This window comes from Shewanella sp. W3-18-1 (assembly GCF_000015185.1).
Classification (GTDB): domain Bacteria; phylum Pseudomonadota; class Gammaproteobacteria; order Enterobacterales; family Shewanellaceae; genus Shewanella; species Shewanella putrefaciens.
This window is the reverse complement of sequence record NC_008750.1, coordinates 2,428,507-2,447,606: the sequence shown is the minus strand read 5'-3', so window position 1 is coordinate 2,447,606 and position 19,100 is coordinate 2,428,507. Positions and strand designations below refer to the sequence as shown.

At 44.1% G+C, this 19,100-nt stretch carries 13 protein-coding genes and 3 tRNA genes; 11 read left to right on the top strand and 5 right to left on the bottom strand.

The features are described from left to right. The first annotated feature begins 61 nt into the window (after nucleotides 1–61). The 4 genes from SPUTW3181_RS11020 to nadA all read left to right on the top strand — a co-directional run bounded on the left by SPUTW3181_RS11020 (nucleotide 62) and on the right by nadA (nucleotide 5,056). Entirely contained in the window at nucleotides 62–1,240 is a 1,179-nt protein-coding gene (locus tag SPUTW3181_RS11020; protein WP_006081586.1) for a thiamine pyrophosphate-dependent dehydrogenase E1 component subunit alpha, read from the top strand. Between the two features lie 3 nt (nucleotides 1,241–1,243). Beyond that, entirely contained in the window at nucleotides 1,244–2,221 is a 978-nt protein-coding gene (locus tag SPUTW3181_RS11015) for an alpha-ketoacid dehydrogenase subunit beta (protein WP_011789421.1), read from the top strand. A gap of 9 nt (nucleotides 2,222–2,230) precedes the next feature. Beyond that, nucleotides 2,231–3,841: a dihydrolipoyllysine-residue acetyltransferase gene (locus SPUTW3181_RS11010; RefSeq protein WP_011789420.1), complete on the top strand. Its 1,611-nt coding sequence runs from the start codon at nucleotides 2,231–2,233 to the stop codon at nucleotides 3,839–3,841. A gap of 132 nt (nucleotides 3,842–3,973) precedes the next feature. Continuing rightward, complete coding sequence (gene nadA / locus SPUTW3181_RS11005) at nucleotides 3,974–5,056, top strand: quinolinate synthase NadA (RefSeq protein ID WP_011789419.1); 1,083 nt, start codon at nucleotides 3,974–3,976, stop codon at nucleotides 5,054–5,056. A gap of 158 nt (nucleotides 5,057–5,214) precedes the next feature. Here the strand turns inward: nadA and gap are convergent, their stop codons facing one another. Together gap and SPUTW3181_RS10995 are read right to left on the bottom strand one after the other, a co-directional pair. Further along, on the bottom strand, nucleotides 5,215–6,225 hold the full coding sequence (gap, locus tag SPUTW3181_RS11000) for a type I glyceraldehyde-3-phosphate dehydrogenase (protein ID WP_011789418.1): 1,011 nt from the start codon (nucleotides 6,223–6,225) through the stop codon (nucleotides 5,215–5,217). 206 nt (nucleotides 6,226–6,431) lie between these two features. After that, nucleotides 6,432–7,319: a DUF2989 domain-containing protein gene (locus SPUTW3181_RS10995; protein ID WP_041408185.1), complete on the bottom strand. Its 888-nt coding sequence runs from the start codon at nucleotides 7,317–7,319 to the stop codon at nucleotides 6,432–6,434. Nucleotides 7,320–7,522: 203 nt separating this feature from the next. Here SPUTW3181_RS10995 and SPUTW3181_RS10990 point away from each other — a divergent pair, with 203 nt between their 5' ends. From SPUTW3181_RS10990 to SPUTW3181_RS10965, 6 genes are all read left to right on the top strand, one after another. After that, nucleotides 7,523–8,956 carry a glyceraldehyde-3-phosphate dehydrogenase gene (locus tag SPUTW3181_RS10990; protein WP_011789416.1) on the top strand — a complete coding sequence of 478 codons (1,434 nt, stop codon included), beginning with the start codon at nucleotides 7,523–7,525 and terminating at the stop codon, nucleotides 8,954–8,956. A 528-nt stretch (nucleotides 8,957–9,484) separates the two neighbouring features. Beyond that, nucleotides 9,485–9,560, top strand: a tRNA-Gly gene (locus SPUTW3181_RS10985). A 53-nt stretch (nucleotides 9,561–9,613) separates the two neighbouring features. Next, a tRNA-Cys gene (locus SPUTW3181_RS10980) sits at nucleotides 9,614–9,687 on the top strand. Between the two features lie 50 nt (nucleotides 9,688–9,737). After that, nucleotides 9,738–9,824: transfer RNA gene (locus SPUTW3181_RS10975), tRNA-Leu, on the top strand. A gap of 243 nt (nucleotides 9,825–10,067) precedes the next feature. Beyond that, complete coding sequence (locus SPUTW3181_RS10970) at nucleotides 10,068–11,522, top strand: L,D-transpeptidase family protein (RefSeq protein WP_011789415.1); 1,455 nt, start codon at nucleotides 10,068–10,070, stop codon at nucleotides 11,520–11,522. A gap of 123 nt (nucleotides 11,523–11,645) precedes the next feature. Then, nucleotides 11,646–12,194, top strand: coding sequence for a DUF882 domain-containing protein (locus tag SPUTW3181_RS10965; RefSeq protein ID WP_011789414.1), 549 nt, complete (start codon nucleotides 11,646–11,648; stop codon nucleotides 12,192–12,194). Here the strand turns inward: SPUTW3181_RS10965 and SPUTW3181_RS10960 are convergent. Next, nucleotides 12,145–12,579, bottom strand: coding sequence for a hypothetical protein (locus SPUTW3181_RS10960; protein ID WP_014610625.1), 435 nt, complete (start codon nucleotides 12,577–12,579; stop codon nucleotides 12,145–12,147). The two genes, SPUTW3181_RS10965 and SPUTW3181_RS10960, sit on opposite strands and share 50 nt — an antisense overlap. Nucleotides 12,580–12,880: 301 nt before the next feature. Between SPUTW3181_RS10960 and rplY the strand changes: the two genes are divergently transcribed. Further along, nucleotides 12,881–13,168, top strand: a complete 288-nt coding sequence (rplY, locus tag SPUTW3181_RS10955) for a 50S ribosomal protein L25 (protein ID WP_011789412.1) — start codon at nucleotides 12,881–12,883, stop codon at nucleotides 13,166–13,168. A 139-nt stretch (nucleotides 13,169–13,307) separates the two neighbouring features. Here rplY and SPUTW3181_RS10950 read toward each other — a convergent pair whose 3' ends face one another. Next, on the bottom strand, nucleotides 13,308–17,225 hold the full coding sequence (locus tag SPUTW3181_RS10950; RefSeq protein ID WP_011789411.1) for a translocation/assembly module TamB domain-containing protein: 3,918 nt from the start codon (nucleotides 17,223–17,225) through the stop codon (nucleotides 13,308–13,310). Then, entirely contained in the window at nucleotides 17,222–19,087 is a 1,866-nt protein-coding gene (locus SPUTW3181_RS10945) for an autotransporter assembly complex protein TamA (protein ID WP_011789410.1), read from the bottom strand. Before SPUTW3181_RS10945 ends, SPUTW3181_RS10950 begins: the two co-directional genes overlap by 4 nt. Nucleotides 19,088–19,100 lie beyond the last annotated feature (13 nt).

The window sequence follows — 19,100 nt, the reverse complement described above, 5'->3', positions numbered from 1 at the left end:
TATTCGTATAAACAGACGCATCAAAACGCTTTGATGCGTAATGAGATAACAAGAGCACAATATGAGCAAAGCAACACTCAACACTGATACAGTGCACCGTGTCGGCTTCTTGGATAAGGCATCGCTACACATTCCTATCCTTCGAATTCTACAAGCCGACGGCACCACTTATGAAACCGCGGTTTTGCCTGTGATAGATGAAACCTTAGCCACTAAAATTTACGATACCTGTGTATTCACTCGGGTGCTCGATGAACGTATGCTTGGCGCCCAGCGTCAAGGACGCATCAGCTTCTACATGACCTGTACGGGTGAAGAAGCGGCGATTGTCGGCAGTGTGGCCGCACTCGATCAAGAAGATGTGATCCTCGCACAATATCGTGAGCATGCGGCGCTGCGTTATCGCGGCTTTACCACTGAACAGTTTATGAATCAGATGTTCAGTAACGAGAAAGATCTTGGTAAAGGTCGACAAATGCCAATCCATTACGGTAGTGCGGCATTGCATTATCAAACGATTTCTTCACCGTTAGCCACGCAAATCCCGCAGGCGACTGGTGTGGGCTACAGCTTAAAAATGCAAGGTAAGCGCAAAGTCGCGGTTTGTTATTTTGGCGAAGGCGCTGCATCGGAAGGGGATTTTCATGCTGGCCTAAACATGGCCGCGGTATTGAAATGCCCAGTGATTTTCTTCTGTCGTAACAATGGCTACGCCATTTCAACGCCCACCGAAGAGCAGTTTGCCGGTAACGGTATTGCTAGCCGCGGTGTGGGTTATGGCATGCACACCATTCGTGTTGATGGTAATGACATGTTGGCCGTGTTAGCCGCAACTCAGCAAGCCCGCGCCTATGCGATTGAGCATAATGCGCCTGTGCTGATTGAAGCCATGACTTACCGTCTCGGCGCGCACTCTTCTTCAGACGATCCCTCTGGTTATCGCTCGAAAGATGAAGAAGCCAAGTGGCAGCAACACGATCCGGTTAAACGCTTCAAATTATGGCTTATCAACAAAGGTTGGTTGGCTGAAGCGGATGATGTGAAATTGCATGAGAAATATCGTGAAGAAGTATTGGCTGCAGTAAAAGTGGCTGAAAAAATTCCTGTGCCTATGCTGGATGAAATTATTGAAGATGTGTACGACAAGCCGACGCCAGTGCTGAAAAAGCAACTTGCCGATCTTAAAGAACATATCAAGAAATATCCGCAAGCCTATCCAAAAAGTGCAGGGAGACTATAAGCCGTGGCTGAAATGAATATGTTACAGGCCGTCAATGAGGCCTTGTCGATTGCCATGCAAGCCGATGAACGCATGGTGGTTTTTGGTGAAGATGTGGGCCACTTTGGCGGGGTATTTCGCGCCACCTCCGGTCTTCAAGAAAAATTCGGTCGCGCTCGCTGCTTTAATACGCCGTTGACAGAGCAAGGTATTGCCGGTTTTGCCAATGGTTTAGCCTCAAATGGCATGACAGCAGTGGCTGAAATTCAATTCGCCGATTATATCTTTCCGGCGTTTGATCAAATCGTCAACGAGTCGGCTAAGTTCCGTTACCGTAGCGGTAATGAGTTCGATGTCGGTGGATTAGTGTTCCGTACGCCCTATGGCGGCGGTATTGCTGGCGGACATTATCACTCGCAATCACCTGAAGCCTATTTTACCCAGACACCGGGGTTAAAAGTCGTTGTGCCACGCAACCCTGAGCAAGCCAAAGGCCTGCTGTTGGCGTCAATCCGTGACAAAAATCCGGTGATCTTCTTTGAGCCTAAGCGTTTATATCGTGCATCGGTTGGCGAAGTGCCCGCGGGCGATTATGAAATTGAACTGGGTAAGGCTGAAGTGGTTCGCGAAGGTAAAGACATCACCTTAGTGGCGTGGGGCGCGCAAATGGAAATCCTTGAAAAAGCCGCAGATATGGCCGCTAAAGAAGGGATCTCCTGTGAAGTTATCGATTTACGCACCTTGTCACCCTGGGATATCGATACCGTTGCAAATTCAGTCAAAAAGACCGGACGTTTATTGGTTAACCATGAAGCGCCATTAACCGGTGGTTTTGCCGGTGAAATTGCGGCGACGATTCAGCAAGAATGCTTCTTGTATCTAGAGTCGCCCATCAGCCGCGTTTGTGGTTTAGATACCCCGTACCCACTCATTCATGAAAAAGAATATATACCAGATGCGCTCAAAACCTTTGAAGCCATCAAAGCATCAGTGACCTTCTAGGAGTCCGGTATGATTAAAGATTTTATTTTGCCGGACATTGGCGAAGGTGTGGTGGAATGTGAGTTGGTTGAGTGGCTGGTCAAAGAAGGCGACACTGTAGTTGAAGATCAGCCGATTGCCGATGTCATGACAGACAAAGCCTTAGTGCAAATCCCTGCACCTTTTGCGGGCGTGGTCACTAAGTTGTATTACGCGAAGGGCGATATTGCGAAAGTGCATGCGCCGCTTTATGCCGTACAAATTGAAGGTGCCGTTGAAATCGCGGGCGAAGAATCTGTTGCGGCTGAACCTGCTGCGACGACTGCAAAAGTGACTGAGCCAGTGGTGGCAGTAAGTGCCAATACGTCATCCAGTTCATCTGTCAGCATTGAAGAATTCTTACTACCTGATATCGGCGAAGGCATTGTTGAATGTGAGCTAGTTGAATGGCTAGTGAGCGAAGGTGATTGGGTTGAGGAAGATCAACCGATTGCCGACGTGATGACAGATAAAGCGCTGGTGCAAATTCCTGCTATTAAAGCGGGTAAAATTGCCAAACTGCATTATCGCAAAGGTCAGCTTGCCAAAGTGCATACGCCTTTATTTGCCATTGAAGTTGAACAGACTGCTTCTGCACCTGCGGCGACAACAAATACAGATACTGTGGCCAATGCAGCACATGTAGCACAGGCTGTGAGTGCAGAACCTGCTCGCCAAGGTAAAGCCTTAGCCAGCCCTGCGGTTCGTCGCATGGCGCGTTCCTTAGATATCGATTTGAGCCAAGTACCTGGCACAGGAAAGCACGGCCGTGTGTATAAGGAAGATATCACTCGCTTCCAACAACAGGGTGCTAATAGTGTTATTTCTGCGGCCCCAAGTGCGACCCAAGCTCAAACATCTCTGGCTCAAGTTTCGATATCTGCTGCGACTCAACGCGCCGATACGGTTGAGCCTATTCGCGGTGTAAAAGCGGTGATGGCACGTATGATGGTGGAATCGGTATCAAGCATTCCGCACTTTACCTATTGCGAAGAGTTTGATTTAACAGACTTAGTCGCGCTGCGTGAAAGCATGAAGGCTAAGTATTCCACTGACGAAGTAAAGCTGACCATGATGCCTTTCTTTATGAAGTCGATGTCGCTGGCTATAAGTCAATTCCCTGTGATGAATAGCCAAGTGAATGCCGATTGTACTGAGCTGACCTATAAGGTGCGGCACAATATCGGCATGGCGGTAGATTCTAAAGTCGGTCTATTAGTGCCAAACATCAAAGATGTGCAGGACAAGAGTATTTTAGAAATTGCGGCAGAAATCACCCGTCTGACCCAAGCTGCCCGCAGTGGCCGCGTGGCGCCAGCGGATCTGAAGGATGGCACGATTTCTATCTCTAACATTGGCGCCTTAGGTGGCACAGTGGCGACGCCCATTATCAACAAACCTGAGGTGGCGATTGTGGCCTTAGGTAAGTTGCAAACCTTACCGCGCTTTAACGCGAAAGGGGAAGTCGAAGCCCGCCAAATCATGCAAGTGAGCTGGTCTGGCGACCATAGAGTGATCGATGGAGGTACGATTGCCCGCTTCTGTAATCTGTGGAAACAATATCTTGAGCAGCCGCAAGAGATGTTATTAGCAATGCGCTAAGCCGCTGGCACGAATAACTGACACTAAAAGGACGCTAAAAGCGTCCTTTTTTATTTGCTTTGCACAAATGGGTTAATCTTTTGATCCCGATTACGTATAATTCCCGAACGTAGTTATCCTGATGGATGTGTTATGAGTCAGTTAGCCCCCAGCCCATTTGCTCCAACAATAGAAACCATTGATTACCCGTTTCCGCCTAAGCCAGTGCCTTTGTCCGATGCGCAAAAAGCCGATTACAAGGCGCGTATCAAGCAACTGCTCATTGAAAAAGATGCCGTTCTGGTTGCCCACTATTATACCGATCCTGAAATCCAAGCCCTTGCCGAAGAAACCGGCGGCTGCGTTTCAGACTCTTTAGAAATGGCGCGCTTTGGCCGCGATCACAGCGCAAAAACCTTAATCGTTGCTGGGGTCAAGTTTATGGGCGAAACCGCCAAGATTTTGAGCCCAGAAAAAACCATTTTAATGCCGACCCTTGAAGCGACTTGTTCATTGGATTTAGGTTGTCCAATCGATAAGTTCAGCGCTTTTTGTGATGCGCACCCAGATCATACTGTGGTGGTTTACGCCAACACCTCGGCTGCGGTTAAAGCGCGCGCCGATTGGGTGGTGACCTCAAGTATTGCCCTTGAAATCGTTGAGCACTTAGACAGCGAAGGTAAAAAGATCATTTGGGGACCCGATCGTCATTTAGGCAGCTATATTGCCAAACAGACAGGCGCCGAAATGTTGATGTGGCAGGGCGATTGTATCGTTCACGACGAGTTTAAAGCGAACGCGCTGCGTGATATGAAAAGTGTTTACCCCGATGCGGCTATCTTAGTGCATCCAGAGTCTCCCGCCAGTGTGGTGGCGATGGCCGATGCCGTTGGCTCGACCAGTCAACTGATTAAAGCAGCGCAGACCATGCCAAATGAGCGTTTTATTGTGGCAACCGATCGCGGCATTTTCTATAAAATGCAGCAAGCCGCGCCAGGTAAAACCTTAATTGAAGCGCCAACAGGGGGGAATGGTGCCACCTGTAAGAGCTGTGCCCACTGTCCTTGGATGGCGATGAACGGTTTGCAGGCAATTGAAGCGTCACTCGCCGACAGCGATAAAACCACCCATGAGATTTTTGTGGATGAAGATTTAAGAGTGAAAGCGCTTATCCCACTGACGCGTATGCTGGATTTTGCCAAGACACTGAATATGAAAGTGAAGGGCAACGCTTAAGATTTCCCCTAGCGTGAAATAGGATCCTCGTCATTATGTATGACGGGGATTTTTTCTTTCAGTTATAAACTCTCAAATACAAGGCAATAAAAAGCCCCGCTAATGCGAGGCTTAATTGGGTAACGCGGTATCTAGAGACTAGACTGCTTTACGCTGACTTATTTGGCGTTCATCAGGGCAACCGCGTTATCTAACATACGGTTACTGAATCCCCACTCGTTATCATACCAAGACATCACTTTCACTAAACGACCGTTTACACGGGTTTGAGTGGCGTCAAAGTTTGAAGAAAACGCATTGTGGTTAAAGTCGATAGACACCAATGGCTCTTTATTTACCGCTAACACTTCGCTCAATGGCGCAACGCTGGCAGCACGTTCGATAATGGCATTCACTTCTTCAACTGTCGTATCACGGGCAGCGATGAAAGATAAATCCACGAGTGATACGTTAACTGTAGGTACACGAACCGCTAAACCGTCGAATTTACCTTGTAATTCAGGTACAACCAAACCGACAGCAGCAGCTGCGCCCGTTTTAGTTGGGATCATTGACAGTGCCGCAGCACGGGCACGACGTAAATCTGTGTGGTACACGTCAGATAAACGCTGATCGTTGGTATAAGCGTGAATGGTGGTCATCAAACCTGATTCGATACCAATCTCGTCATTTAACGGCTTAGCAAAAGGGGCTAGACAGTTAGTCGTACAAGAAGCATTTGAAATCACCGTCATGTCTGAGGTCAACACGTTGTTGTTCACACCGTAAACTACGGTGGCATCCACATTTTTACCTGGAGCAGAAATAATCACTTTCTTCGCGCCAGCGGTTAAATGTGGTTGAACGGTTTCTTTAGAAGTGAAGATACCGGTACATTCGAAAACCACGTCAACCTGTAGCTCTGCCCATGGCAGTTTTGCAGGATCACGTTCTTGGAAAGTGAGGATCTTATCGCCATTCACATAAATAGCTTCGGCATCATGGTCAACTTTCGCAGTGAAACGACCGTGAACAGAATCGTATTTTGTCAGGTGAGCGTTGATGGAAGCGTCGCCTAAATCATTAATAGCGACAATCTTGATTGGATAAGCTTTTTCGCTTTCGTACAAGGCGCGTAATACGTTTCTACCGATACGGCCATAGCCATTTATTGCTACACGGATAGTCATCTCATATCCCTCTGGTGATTATAAAATTCAACTGGTAGTAAAATTACCAAACTGACAGCTATCGTCAAGTTAAATCGGCATGTTACCGCAGATTTGGTTAACAATTTAGGTGATTTTTTTACATTGCTCGCGGAATCACCATTTTAACCCCCCAATTTGGGTAAAAAATTACAAGATGGCAAACATTTTGCCAATCCGATAGAGCGTTACTTTTCGGGTACTGGCTCTGTGGTTATTGTTTCTGCTGGCAAGATTTGGGGGGCTGGTTCTAGCCATTTTCGCACTGAGCTTGTTGAGTAGTTGCCATTTTTTAATGCATCTATGAGTGTTTGAGCATATTTATCCAGTTTTGCTGCCAGCGTTTTGTTGTTACTGAGCAAGGCGAGCATCTTATCCTCTGAATATTTTTGTTGTGTGAGGAGTAAATTAGCCTTAGTTAACATGTAAGTTTTATCAAACTGCTGTGTGTGACGAAAAGTGGATGCTAAGCCTAATAGCCAATTCACATCAAAGTCATCGTATTGAATTTCTGAGAGCACTTTAAGATACAGTTGTTGCGATTTAATGGCATCTCGATTGCTGTAATAGGTGGCAATTTGCGCGAGTAAAAAAGGGTCAGTCACTTCGCCAGCATTTTCATGCTCTAGCAGTCGGTTTAGTGCTTGGGTATCACCGAAACGCGTCCATTGGTAGTAGGACATAAAAGGATCTTGCCGTTCACGCGTTTGTTCTTGAAGTTGAGTTAAATTATCTGTGCTTAACCTAAAGGCTCTTGCTCTATCTGCAGTACGACTTGTGTGGATGATATGCTGCACACCTGCGGCAAGTTCGATACAACGACTGTAATCTTCAAGATAGGTAAGTTGTAGATATAGCTGTTTACCTGTAGGGTTAGTTGTGTCTTTTAAAGTATAACGATCTCTTATCAGTTGCGTTTTTTCAGCTAAACACCAACTGTCTTTATGCAAGTCGGCACAAATTTCAGGATTATTTTTACAAATTATTGCGATATTTCGGCCATTATCGCAACCGAAAAGACCTAAAATGCTCATCCCGAGCGTAAATGATGTAATTATTACTAGATTTTGACGCAAAACACCCTCCAAATGGCAGATTTTCTAATAAAATTACATATTTATAGAAAATATCTTACTGGCAACAAAGCGCGACTTTCATTACAATGGCGCCGACCAAAACAGGGTTTTACCTAAAACCCACATTAGATTATTGGTCTTTTCGTCATGTTACTCAAACCTTTCAGTACATTTTATTGAAAAGTGAGATAAAGGATCTGTAAATGAGCGCTGATAAACACCTACAAAGTTGGCAAGAACGTTTTGAAATGGCAGAGGCAATGCAGCCTTTGTTGGGCAAGTTGTATCGTAACCAAGGCGTTGAAGTCGTGGTCTATGGTAAGCCGTTACTCAATGCTTCTACGATTGAAATCATTAAAGCGCACCGTTTAGTTCGTCGTCATGTCGGTGAAAAATTACGTTTACGCGAGAGTTTCCCCTTCGTTCAAGCTTTGAGCAAACTCGCAGTTAAACAATGTAAAGTGGATATTGGTAAGCTCGCTGTCAATTACTGGCGCGACCATACTGATGTCAGCGAAATTGAAAGCTATATGGCAAAAGAATTGGCCGATGCTATCGACCATGCCGATGATGTCGCGCCGCGTGACGTCGTGCTTTATGGTTTTGGCCGTATCGGTCGCTTATTGGCACGCTTGCTGATTGAACGCACAGGTCGCAGCAATAAGTTAAGGTTACGCGCTATCGTTTTACGTGGCGGCAAGAAAGGCGATCTAGAAAAACGCGCGAGTTTATTACGTCGTGATTCAGTCCATGGTCCCTTTAATGGTTCTGTGGAAGTTGACGAAGAGAACAATGCGATTATCGCTAACGGCACTTATATCCAAGTCATTTATGCGAATTCACCTGATGAAGTGGATTACACTAAATACGACATTAATGATGCCCTAGTTGTTGATAACACTGGTATTTGGAAGGATGAAGCGGGTCTTGGTTTGCACCTTAAGAGCCCTGGTGCCAGCAAAGTATTGCTAACAGCCCCTGCAAAAGGTGCGATCAAGAATATCGTTTACGGTGTGAATGAAGGCGACATTACCCCAGAAGATATTATTGTTTCTGCGGCGAGTTGTACTACCAATGCTATTACGCCAGTACTGAAAGCTGTGAATGATAAATATGGTATCGAGAATGGTCACGTTGAGACAATTCATTCTTATACCAACGATCAAAACTTGATTGATAACTATCACACTGCAGATCGCCGTGGTCGCAGTGCACCTTTAAACATGGTGATCACTGAAACGGGTGCAGCCAAAGCCGTTGCCAAAGCTTTACCAGTGTTAGCAGGCAAGTTAACGGGTAACGCGATTCGCGTGCCAACGCCTAACGTGTCTATGGCGATTATCAGCATGAACCTAAATGCCGAAACCAATAAAGATGAACTAAACGAGTACTTGAAAGATACAGCGCTACAATCACCACTGCAAAATCAAATCGATTACACTGATTCAACTGAGATTGTATCGAGTGATTTAGTCGGTTCACGTTATGCTGGTGTGGTTGATTCCCAAGCGACTATCGCGGAAGGTAAACGCGCCATTCTATACGTATGGTATGACAACGAATTTGGCTATAGCTGCCAAGTGGTCGGTGTGATGCAGACCATGTTAGGTTTAACCACGCTGTCTCTACCAGCCTAACAGCTGTTAAACTGATCAATACGCTGCCCATCTGTTGTATACCACGACATTGATATGCAGAGATTAAGTGAAGCGCCCAGATTGGGCGCTTTTGCTTTTCTATTTCTGCTTGATTGATTTTTTAGATTTATCGCACATTAACGGGCTTTGTTTTACATAGAGCTCATCTAAAAATAATCCTGAAAATTAACACCTCCTATTATGGTTCTAATTTGTTTATGGGTGAATATTGGGCAAACGATGCGGCTTAGCGCAGTATTTCAAAATTGTTGATTGACTCTGAGGTCTAAATCGGTAGAATGCCAATCCGCAGTCAAAGGAAAGGTCTTTATATTCATTCCTTAGAGCTGGTACTTTTACAAGTAAAGGCGACATTAGCTCAGTTGATAAAGGTTAACAGACGATACCTTTATCAATGTTGAAGGCAAATATAGCAGCGATACAAAAGGCGATATTAGCTCAGTTGATAAAGGTTAAGAGACGATACCTTTATCAATGTTGAAGGCAAATATAACAGCGATACAAAAGGCGACATTAGCTCAGTTGGTAGAGCGATACCTTGCCAAGGTATAGGTCATCGGTTCGAACCCGATATGTCGCTCCAAATTCTAAAAGTCTAATTTTGCTTAAGCTGAGTTAGTCTTTAGCTAGAGTAATGGCGCGATGGCAGAATGGCTATGCTGCGGATTGCAAATCCGTCGATCTCGGTTCGACTCCGGGTCGCGCCTCCATAGATATAAAATATTAATGACACGATTCCCGTTGTTAATATGAAGAGTTTGCCCGAGTGGTGGAATCGGTAGACACAAGGGATTTAAAATCCCTCGCTGGTAACAGCGTGCCAGTTCAAGTCTGGCCTCGGGTACCATTATTCTTAGTGAATAGTAGATAAGCCTCGACATTAGTCGGGGCTTTTTTGCATCTGAGGATTTCAGCGTCTCAAATCACTTAACCTCTTATCAACAAGCAATATTCCATAATATATTGAAATTAAAAATATACTTTTATATAAATTTTATATGCACTAGCAAAAAATGTGTTTACGTGAAATAGTTTAATGATTGGTGGGGACGCGCTTGACACTTTAGGTCGTGTGAACAAGGAGAAGTGTATGGAGCATGCAAAGTTACCTTGGCTTAGCAAGCACGGGCGGCTATTTAAGATTGTCGTTTGCAGCCTGTTATTTTTAGGCATGTTCGTAAGCAATACTCTTAGAGCGACATCCCCCTTTGATAGCCGTATTAATGATAATTCCTTTCAGCAATATCCCTTCCTCTTAGAACAGACTCTTTTATTCGATCTAGCGGGTGTAAATCCCTTATTTAACACAAATTATCAGGCATTATCACAGGCTAAAACAGAACCGCTTCAACCTGATGATATGGTTCGCATGCAAGGGCAGGTGACGGCCTATTGGCAGCATATTTCAGCTTTATCGGGTTGTGATGCTGTAATGACAAACAATACAAACGCGGATCCGATGAGTGACATCCATTATCAGGCAGTGCTTAAAAAGATCAGCCAACTTATACAACTTGAATCCCAATTTTCTTGGGAAACCTTGATGTTAGAAAACAAACTCACCGTCGGTCAAACTCATCCTATAGTCAACACTATTGCCAAACGCCTTTGGTTATTAGGAGATATGCCAAAAGAAGTTGATGTTGAACAAGTCTATACCGATGAGTTGATGCTAGGTATTAAGCGTTTTCAACTTCGCCATGGTTTACAAACCGACGGGGTGATTGGTAAGCAAACCTTATATTGGTTAAATCAATCACCTAGACAACGGGCTGTATTACTCGCAAGAAATGAATTAAGACAAAGAATATTTAGTCGCAAATTAACACCCCGTTATCTGTTAATTAATGTGCCAGCTTTTGAGATGAAACTGGTTGAACAGGAACAAACGGTGTTGACCTCTAAGGTGATTGTGGGTAAGTCTTCACGGCAAACCCCAATACTGGATAGTCAAATATCCAGTATTGTGCTTAATCCCAGTTGGCGTGTGCCTAGCAGTATTTTACGACGGGATATTTTACCTCATATCCGTAAAGACGGTTATTACCTGCAAGACCGTGAATTTGATGTTTATGATTATAGTGGACAATTAATTTTTCATACGACGGAAGAATGGCAGGAGCTTGCCTCTTCCCGTTTCCCTTACCAATTAGTGCAGCGTCCAGGCCCTAAAAATGCGTTAGGTAAATATAAGTTTCATTTTGATAATAGTTTTAGCGTCTATTTACATGGTACTTCTGAACCAGCTCTATTTAAAAGGGAGAATAGGGCACTTTCATCGGGCTGTATTCGTATTGAGAAAGTCAATGAGTTAGCACAGTGGTTCAAACGTAATCTTGTTAAAGATAAGGGCTTATGGGATAGGCTTGCCCCAAATGTAACGGATCCACAATGGTTTGCACTGTCAGAGAAATTACCCGTACATCTGGTTTATTGGACGGCATGGCTTGATGATAAAGGGCAAGATCATTATCGCAATGATATTTATCATTTGGAGGCCGAGTTTACAAATGCTGTTACAAGCTCAATTTTTAACATTCCCTAACAGTTTGAACTTTTTAATCATTTGTAAATCTGAGCGTTGAAATCGAGTTTGATACTTGATCCCAGCGTTAATTCAGTATAGTTTGCCTCTCTAGTGTGCAAAAATCGAACAAATGGTGATCATGTGACTTTGATTTGTCCTGCCCGTCGGCAGTTGTTGTTAGGCTTAGGTGGTGTGGCATTGTATTCATTACTCCCGTCTAAAGCCGCTGCGAGTCGTTCGACCAAAGGGATCCGCGAGTTAAGCCTTTATAATAGGCATACGGGGGAGCGTAACGATGGTAGCTATTGGGTTGATGGACATTACCAAAGTGAAGTGTTAGCTGATTTTAGCCAGTTATTGCGGGACCATCGTCAGAATATTGCGGCTCCCATGGATAAACGCCTATTTGATTTACTCTATTCATTAAAAACGACACTGAATGTGGATGATGAAATCCACGTGATTTCAGGTTACCGATCACCAAAGACTAACGGTATGCTCGCAAATAACAGTGGTGGAGTGGCAAAGAAAAGTTACCACATGCAGGGCATGGCGATGGATATTGCTATTCCTAGTGTGAACTTGAAAACACTGAGAGATGCAGCACTTTCATTGAAATTAGGTGGTGTGGGTTACTATCCTAAGTCTGGTTTTGTGCACGTTGACTGTGGTCCGGTGAGGCGTTGGTAGCTTGGCTAATTTGTTGAATGATCTTGTCGTAAAATGCATGTTCTAAAGATTGTGATTCGCACAAATAATACCTTAGAAGTGGCATAAATTGTTGATCAAGCTTATTCATTTCTCGATGTTGTTGCCAATCACTTATTAGTTGACTTAAACGCTGTGAAAATTGGAATTGTCGTTGTCTTTGAGATTCAACTTCAGTAGATCCTCTTGTTTGCATTAATTGAATTAAGCTGTGATTTTTTTGTTGAGTACAGGCTAGTAACTCTAGCAGTTTTAATTCGAGAGTCGTTTGCTGATAAGGAACGGTTTCGATAAGAGACACGAGTTCACGGGCGAGTTGGCATGAAAGTCGATTTTCTTGTTGTAATAAATACAGCGCGTGACGCATGCTAAAGCACATCAGTTATCAAAATTTGCCCGAGCTTAGCAGGCTTGTTTAGGTGCAAATGTGATCTAGATCTCGTGTTTTTGGTTTGAGATCAAGACCTTTTCTCCCGTGTAACAGCTAAGATACAAGTTTCCCAATTCAGTAAATTATCTTTGTTATTCACAACCACGCTTTATTTCTTGTTTGAGAATGCTGTTCTTGTCGGCAGTGGCCTACTGTGTTAGTATGCGCGCGCTTTATATGCGCCATCATTGGTCGAAAATGATGGCAACTTTTACTCTAAAATTTAAGTGAGAAACACATGTCTTACACTATCCAAGCACAAACCCGCACTGAAATAGGGAAAGGTTCGAGCCGCCGCCTACGCCATGCTGGTAAAGTTCCTGCTGTTATTTATGGCCAAGGCAAAGAGCCTGTTTCTATTGTTTTTGAACACAAAGACATTATTAACATCCAAGCTAACGAAGACTTCTACACTTCTGTAGTAACTATCGTTTTAGACGGTAAAGAAGTGGGTGTTCGTGCACAAGCTATGCAACGCCACGTGTTCAAGCCAATCATCGAACATGTTGACTTCGTTTACGCTTAATTGTCGTAACTGAAGCAAAAAAGCGCCTCTGTGGCGCTTTTTTTGTGGCTGGTTTCTGCATTCGTGGTGAGTACTCTGTTCCTATCTGTAATCGAGAGCGATGTAGTTATGTCTTATACAGATTTAAAGCTGACCAGAATTACTTAATATTAAAGTTGTAATAGATGTCAAGGGATTGCCCGAGGGTACCTGATACGGTTTCAAGATATAATTGCGATAGCAGATAATATCTAACGGTCATTTCATAGCCAGGGTTAAAGACACCAACGCCATATTTCACCATGAGTTTCTCGCCAATATAACCGCTTATTGCTACTCGTCCTTCATCATTCGTATCGAGTTGGACGTTTGAAAAACCAAATTCTTCAATCAATCCTGTGGCAGTATTACCGATATTATTGATTGCTCCACCACCTACCTGTGAACTTAACCCTAAGGCAGCTCCCATCATTAAGGAGTTATTTTGTTCGTTATTGGTGCTGTTAAAACCACTGCCTTTAATAATGTATGACAGGATCTCTGCTTGCTCTTTTGCTGGATTGGAAAAGAGTGTTACTACCGGTCTGGCGGGCGTGCCTGTTACGCGGACTCCAGCGATTAAGTCTTCGCTTTTGATCTCTCGAATAGCCTCAATATTGAGATTTGGCACTGAGGTTGGGCCAACGAACTGTACTTCTCCTGTGCGGATATTCAGTGTTTGTCCCATAAATTTATAACTTCCTTGTCGCACTTTTATGTCACCAAATAAGAGCGGGGGGCGAAATGCTTGTTGTTGTAGTTTAAGTGTTCCCTGCAGCTTGCCTTTAAGTCCCATACCATCCACTCTAAGATCATTGCCTACGTTAATATTAAGATCTGCAACTATGGCATAAGGACTGGATTTAGGTTGAGCTGCGGCAATTGAATCATTAAAAACGACGTCCTCGGATAGTGCAACACCGCCTTCGGCAAGTTGAACGATTTTAATATTTCCGGAAGGAACATTGACGGTACCTTTGACCTCTAGTTGTTCACTACTGAAACTTAAGGTGAGATCAGGTGATATATCGAGAATGGCTAGGGGAGGCTGGATCACGGCAAGTTTATCGCCTTCTATAGCCAATTCTCCGCTAAATAGTCCTTGTGGCCAACGTAGATTACCAGATACTCGACCTAGGCCATTCCCCATCATCCAGCGGCCTTTCAGTTCGGCTTGCTGCCCGCCAAGATTCATCGACATATCGATTTTATTGATGAGAGTTGGGTTTGCGGTAAGGGCTAGGGCACCTTCAGTGAGTGACATATTTCCTGACACCTCAGGATCTTGAAGTGTGCCGGCAAAGTTTAATTTACTGGTCAGTTGGCCTTCGATAGTATTTAACTGAGGAAAAAACTCACCTAATGGCTGTAGATTGATCTCTTTAATCGTGGCATAACCAGACAGAGTGCGATCTGGCGTGACATTCACTGTTATTTCACTCTGCCAGCTTGCCACTCCTTCAGATTCAAAACTCAATGATGAAACAAGGCGTTTAGCATCTAGAGTGGTGTTTAAAGCCAATTGTTGGTAATTAATGGTGACTTCACGGTTTTTAGCTCGTTTCAACAGAATACTGCCAGGTGCAAAATTTAGCGTCAGATCGGCAGTGGGCTTGCGACCTTTTACCCAGGCGAAATTAGCAAATAATGCTGCATTACCATCCCAGTTCATATTGCCAGGCAATATGGGAGCGAGTAGTTTGCCAGGATTTCCGGAGTAACTGATTTGGGCATCGCCAGTTTGTCCAAGCACAGTTTGGTTATTTAAACATAACCGACTATTGGGATTAACGAGGCAGAAGGGAGTGATATTACCCTGACTTTTGTTTTGGTCCCAACCGATACTAACATCCTTATCCAATTGCCACAGTCCAAGCGGTGTTAAAAGATTGAGTCGATTAATCTGGGCTTGCAGGCGTGATTTCTTCTCGTCAAATTGACTGGCTAGACTGAGATCTAACCCTAAATCACCGCTGACATTTAGGGTTAACTTTTGAGTGTTAATATCCCCTTTACTGCCTAGGGTTATAGTGTCGAGCACTTGCTCGCCTAAGTGCAGCGCTTTAGATTTAAGCGAAACGGCAAATTCATGTTGCTCTAACGGTTTGTAATAAGCTTTAAGGGTGGATTCCTGTAATTTGATATTTTGATAGAGAAGATCGACCAATTGTGCAGTGACTTCTAATTGTGGATGTTTAGCATCACCAGCCACATGTATATTCGCCTGCAATTGACCACTGGCTTTAGGTAACCAAAGCCCCAAATCGGGTACTTGTAATTCACCCTGTAAATCCCAGTTGGCATTGGCTTCGCCCTTGAGCGCTAGGCTTGCACCGAGCGCGTTGGCATTGAGCCCTTTAGAACTGACATAAAGTGCATCATTTAGGCTAATATCACCTTTAATATCAAATGGGTAGCCCTGAAGTGTACCTTCGAGTGTCGTCTCTGTTAGTGCGACCTGCCAGCGGTTATTATCGAGTTTGCCTGTGGTGTGCAGTTTTCCGCTTATTAGGCTATTTGGCAAATGAATGGCGTCGGCGGACTCTGTCTGTGGAAGGGTTAACTCCTCAAGCTGTATGGCATCCAGTTGTACCGTAGCTTTCCAACTGATGGCTTTTTGATAATTAAGTTCACCCTCTAGCGCGACAGTACCTATATCACCACTGGCATTGAGCTTATCAATAGTCAGTTTTGAATCCTGATGCTGAAGCACTGTATCAATAGAAAGCACTTTATTAAACGGCGTGATGAGTTGTCCTTGTATCTTCGCATTCTGCTTATTAAGGCTACCTTGGGTATCTATGCTCAGGTTGCTGACAAAATACTCAGCGCTTTGTAATGGCCACTGTAGGCGTGCTTGTTCCAGTTTAGCCTTATAGGGCAGTGTTGGATCTTTGAGTTCAATTTGCCCATCGAGGATAAAGTCTGCATCGCCCTTTGCATGCGCATTAACACGCAGTTGGCCTAGGCTATCCCTGAGTTTTAAGGTGAGCTCCTGTCCGCTAAGCTCGGGTAACTCTGCGACTTGGTGGAGTGTGACATTAATATCAAGGGAAAGCGGGTAGTCATTCTCAAGATTAAGCGTTCCGGCCACTTCTGCTTGACCATAGGTATGCTCAAGCAGAAGGTGCGTTAAGGTCAGTTGATATTGCTGGAAACTTCCCTGTAGCGCAGCATGACGAAAGACGTCTTTACGATCACCGATTTCAAGGGTGGTGTTTTCTAAGTTCAGTTGTTCTACCATCACAGGGAAAGGCATAAACACTGGGGGTAATTGGGCTAGCGCCCACTCGACTGAATCTATTGATGCATTGGGTGAAGCGTTTGATGCTGCTGTATTTGTTGTAGTATTGGAACTGTCATCAAGTGGAATTAATATTGACAGCCCCTCGCTACTGAGCTGCTTTATTGTGAGTCCTTTAGTAAGCCAAGTGGCTTTAGTCTCAATACTATTGGCAGCAAAGTGCATTCCATCTAGTTGTACGTTCACTGCCATCAGCTGGGCGGTATCGAGAATAATCCCAAAGGGAAGTGTTAATTGTGACTCTGCATCATCAATACCTGCTATTTCGGAAGAGGCGTCGGCGGGATCAGATACAAGCTGCTCTGTGTCAATTTGCACCTCAACCTTAGCTGCGGTAAGTGCAGTTATACATAATTGTTTTTGCAGTAAACAAGTAGGTTGCCAAGCAAGGTGCAACGCTTCAAGTTGTACTTTAATGCCATCCATAGCCCAAACTGCGTGAGCTAAGTTGAGCTCTTTATTAATCGCGCCAGAAGTGTACGTGAGTTCAAGATCGGGAACGAATTGATTGGCTAGTCCAATGCTGAGCCTTGAGCCCATCTCAGTGCCAATTAATAGTGCGATAAGCACTAAAACGGTTAATGGTACATAGACAATAATGCGCGTAACGAGCTTAAATGCACGCCAAATACGTTGTAATCCCGAAACAGGAACAGATTGAGCGGATCCTGTTGAATCAATTGATGCCACATCAACTTGCTCGTTGGTTTTATCATTAACCTTAGAGTGGCTCATAGCTCAGTCCCCATGGTTAAGTGGATCCGCCATGACCTTTCAATGGTATCAGTTTCTTTCAAGCCTATTCCTAAATCTAATTTTATTGGGCCAATAGGAGATATCCAGTGAATACCACCACCGACAGAAACAACAGGTTCAAACTGATTATTATCAAAGGCGTTTCCCGCATCGATAAAGGTGCCGAGCCGCCAAGTGGGCGTGAGGTAATATTGGTATTCTAAACTGCCGACCATTAAATAACGCCCACCAATAACTTCACGATTCGTACTACCATCAGTATCGATATAATCTAAATAAGGGCCGAGTTCTTGATACCCGTAGCCGCGTACGGTTTGATCGCCACCTGCAAAGTAACGAAGTGAGGGCGGAATAAAAGCCAGTTCATTTTCATTGGCAATGTTCGCCGCTAAATCGATACGTGCAACGACTCTGTGGTTATCAAAGAAGGTATCAATCCATTTAAATTTGGCTTGTAGTCGTGCTAAACGAGTCTCAGAACCTAAATAAGGATCGGCATAGTCGAGACTATAGATTTGCCTAAAACCCGATTTAGGATCGAGAGAGTTATCTCCTCGGGTTGTTTTAGAAAAGTTAATTCCAGCGAGATAGAAAGTGGGAAAATAATCAGTGTCTGATTGATTATATTCTTCACGAATAGCATCGAGTGAGTAGCTCATTAGCCATTGATTATCAAGCCGTTGTTGACGAAGCAATCCAAGTAAATATTTCGTTGATTCAAGTTGGCCTGTATTGCGAAAATCTCGATTCTCTGGCTCATAAATTTGGGTAACACCATATTTGTCACGCAATAATCCTAAGCGGATTTTAAGTTGATCATCCAAGGGATGTGTGAGCGGAATGGTGTAGGTGGTTAAAAACTTAGGACGATCGGGTGACCATTCCAAACTGGTTTCTTGGGAATGACCATACTTGTTAATCTGTGGAGTACGCCAAGTGACTCGAACCCTTGGGTCAAAAGTATTATCTGCACTCTGGCCTATATCTCCCCCCAGACCCAGTTCAATTGAATGGCTTGCCTTAGGCGTTAACTCAACCTTAACAGGGATATGGTTATCCTCAACTAAATCAATTTGTGGGATTACTTTTATATTGGCGAAGTAGCCCGTGTCCAGTAATTGGCGATTGAGGGAACTGACCCGACGAGTCGAATAGGAGGCATTTTCTTTAAAGGGAATGAGATTAGTTAAAATATCCGGTTCTAACGTATGCCCATCAAAACTCACTTGTCCAAAACGATAGCGCTGGCCTGAATTGAAATGTAGGCTGATTTGAGCGGTATTAATATCGCGATTGATCTTAATTTGTGATTGTGTGAACTCGCCATCAAAATATCCTCTGGCGAGGGCGAGGGCAACAAGTTGGGACTTTAATTCAGAGTAATGACCGTGATTTAAGGTATCGCCGGGTTTGATATTGACTTGAGATAACCATTGATCGAAAGCGCGATCATTAAGCATTTCACCTGAAAAATTGATATCTACCCACTGAATCTTAGTGGGTTCTCCCGCTGACACTGTCAGTTTTAGTTCCCATGGGCCTTTTTCGTTTTCAATCAGCTTTTCTTCAATTTTTCCATGGTAATACCCCATGGATTCTAAGGCTGTAGTGACATTGTCCTCGACATTAAATAAAAAGGCTCGGCGTTGGACATCTGAGTCAGGTAAAGAGCCTAAATGCGCCAGGATATTACGTTGCAGTGCTTCATCAACACCAGAGACAGATAATTTCAAAAAATTGTCGGCAGTCGCTACTGATGCCACTAGACTCAGGCCAACAAGCAAATAAAGACGAAAAGATAATGAGGTGATTTGCAAGAATCGCTGCACTTTATGCTCCATGTGATGTGCCTTT

Coding starts and splice junctions, on each gene's coding strand:
- gap (WP_011789418.1), bottom strand. CDS start 6,225: ATGACTATCCGTGTAGCAATAAATGGCTATGGCCGTATCGGTAGAAAC.
- nadA (WP_011789419.1), top strand. CDS start 3,974: ATGAGTCAGTTAGCCCCCAGCCCATTTGCTCCAACAATAGAAACCATT.
- SPUTW3181_RS11020 (WP_006081586.1), top strand. CDS start 62: ATGAGCAAAGCAACACTCAACACTGATACAGTGCACCGTGTCGGCTTC.
- SPUTW3181_RS10950 (WP_011789411.1), bottom strand. CDS start 17,225: ATGAGCCACTCTAAGGTTAATGATAAAACCAACGAGCAAGTTGATGTG.
- SPUTW3181_RS10970 (WP_011789415.1), top strand. CDS start 10,068: ATGGAGCATGCAAAGTTACCTTGGCTTAGCAAGCACGGGCGGCTATTT.
- SPUTW3181_RS10960 (WP_014610625.1), bottom strand. CDS start 12,579: ATGCGTCACGCGCTGTATTTATTACAACAAGAAAATCGACTTTCATGC.
- SPUTW3181_RS10990 (WP_011789416.1), top strand. CDS start 7,523: ATGAGCGCTGATAAACACCTACAAAGTTGGCAAGAACGTTTTGAAATG.
- SPUTW3181_RS10945 (WP_011789410.1), bottom strand. CDS start 19,087: ATGGAGCATAAAGTGCAGCGATTCTTGCAAATCACCTCATTATCTTTT.
- SPUTW3181_RS11010 (WP_011789420.1), top strand. CDS start 2,231: ATGATTAAAGATTTTATTTTGCCGGACATTGGCGAAGGTGTGGTGGAA.
- rplY (WP_011789412.1), top strand. CDS start 12,881: ATGTCTTACACTATCCAAGCACAAACCCGCACTGAAATAGGGAAAGGT.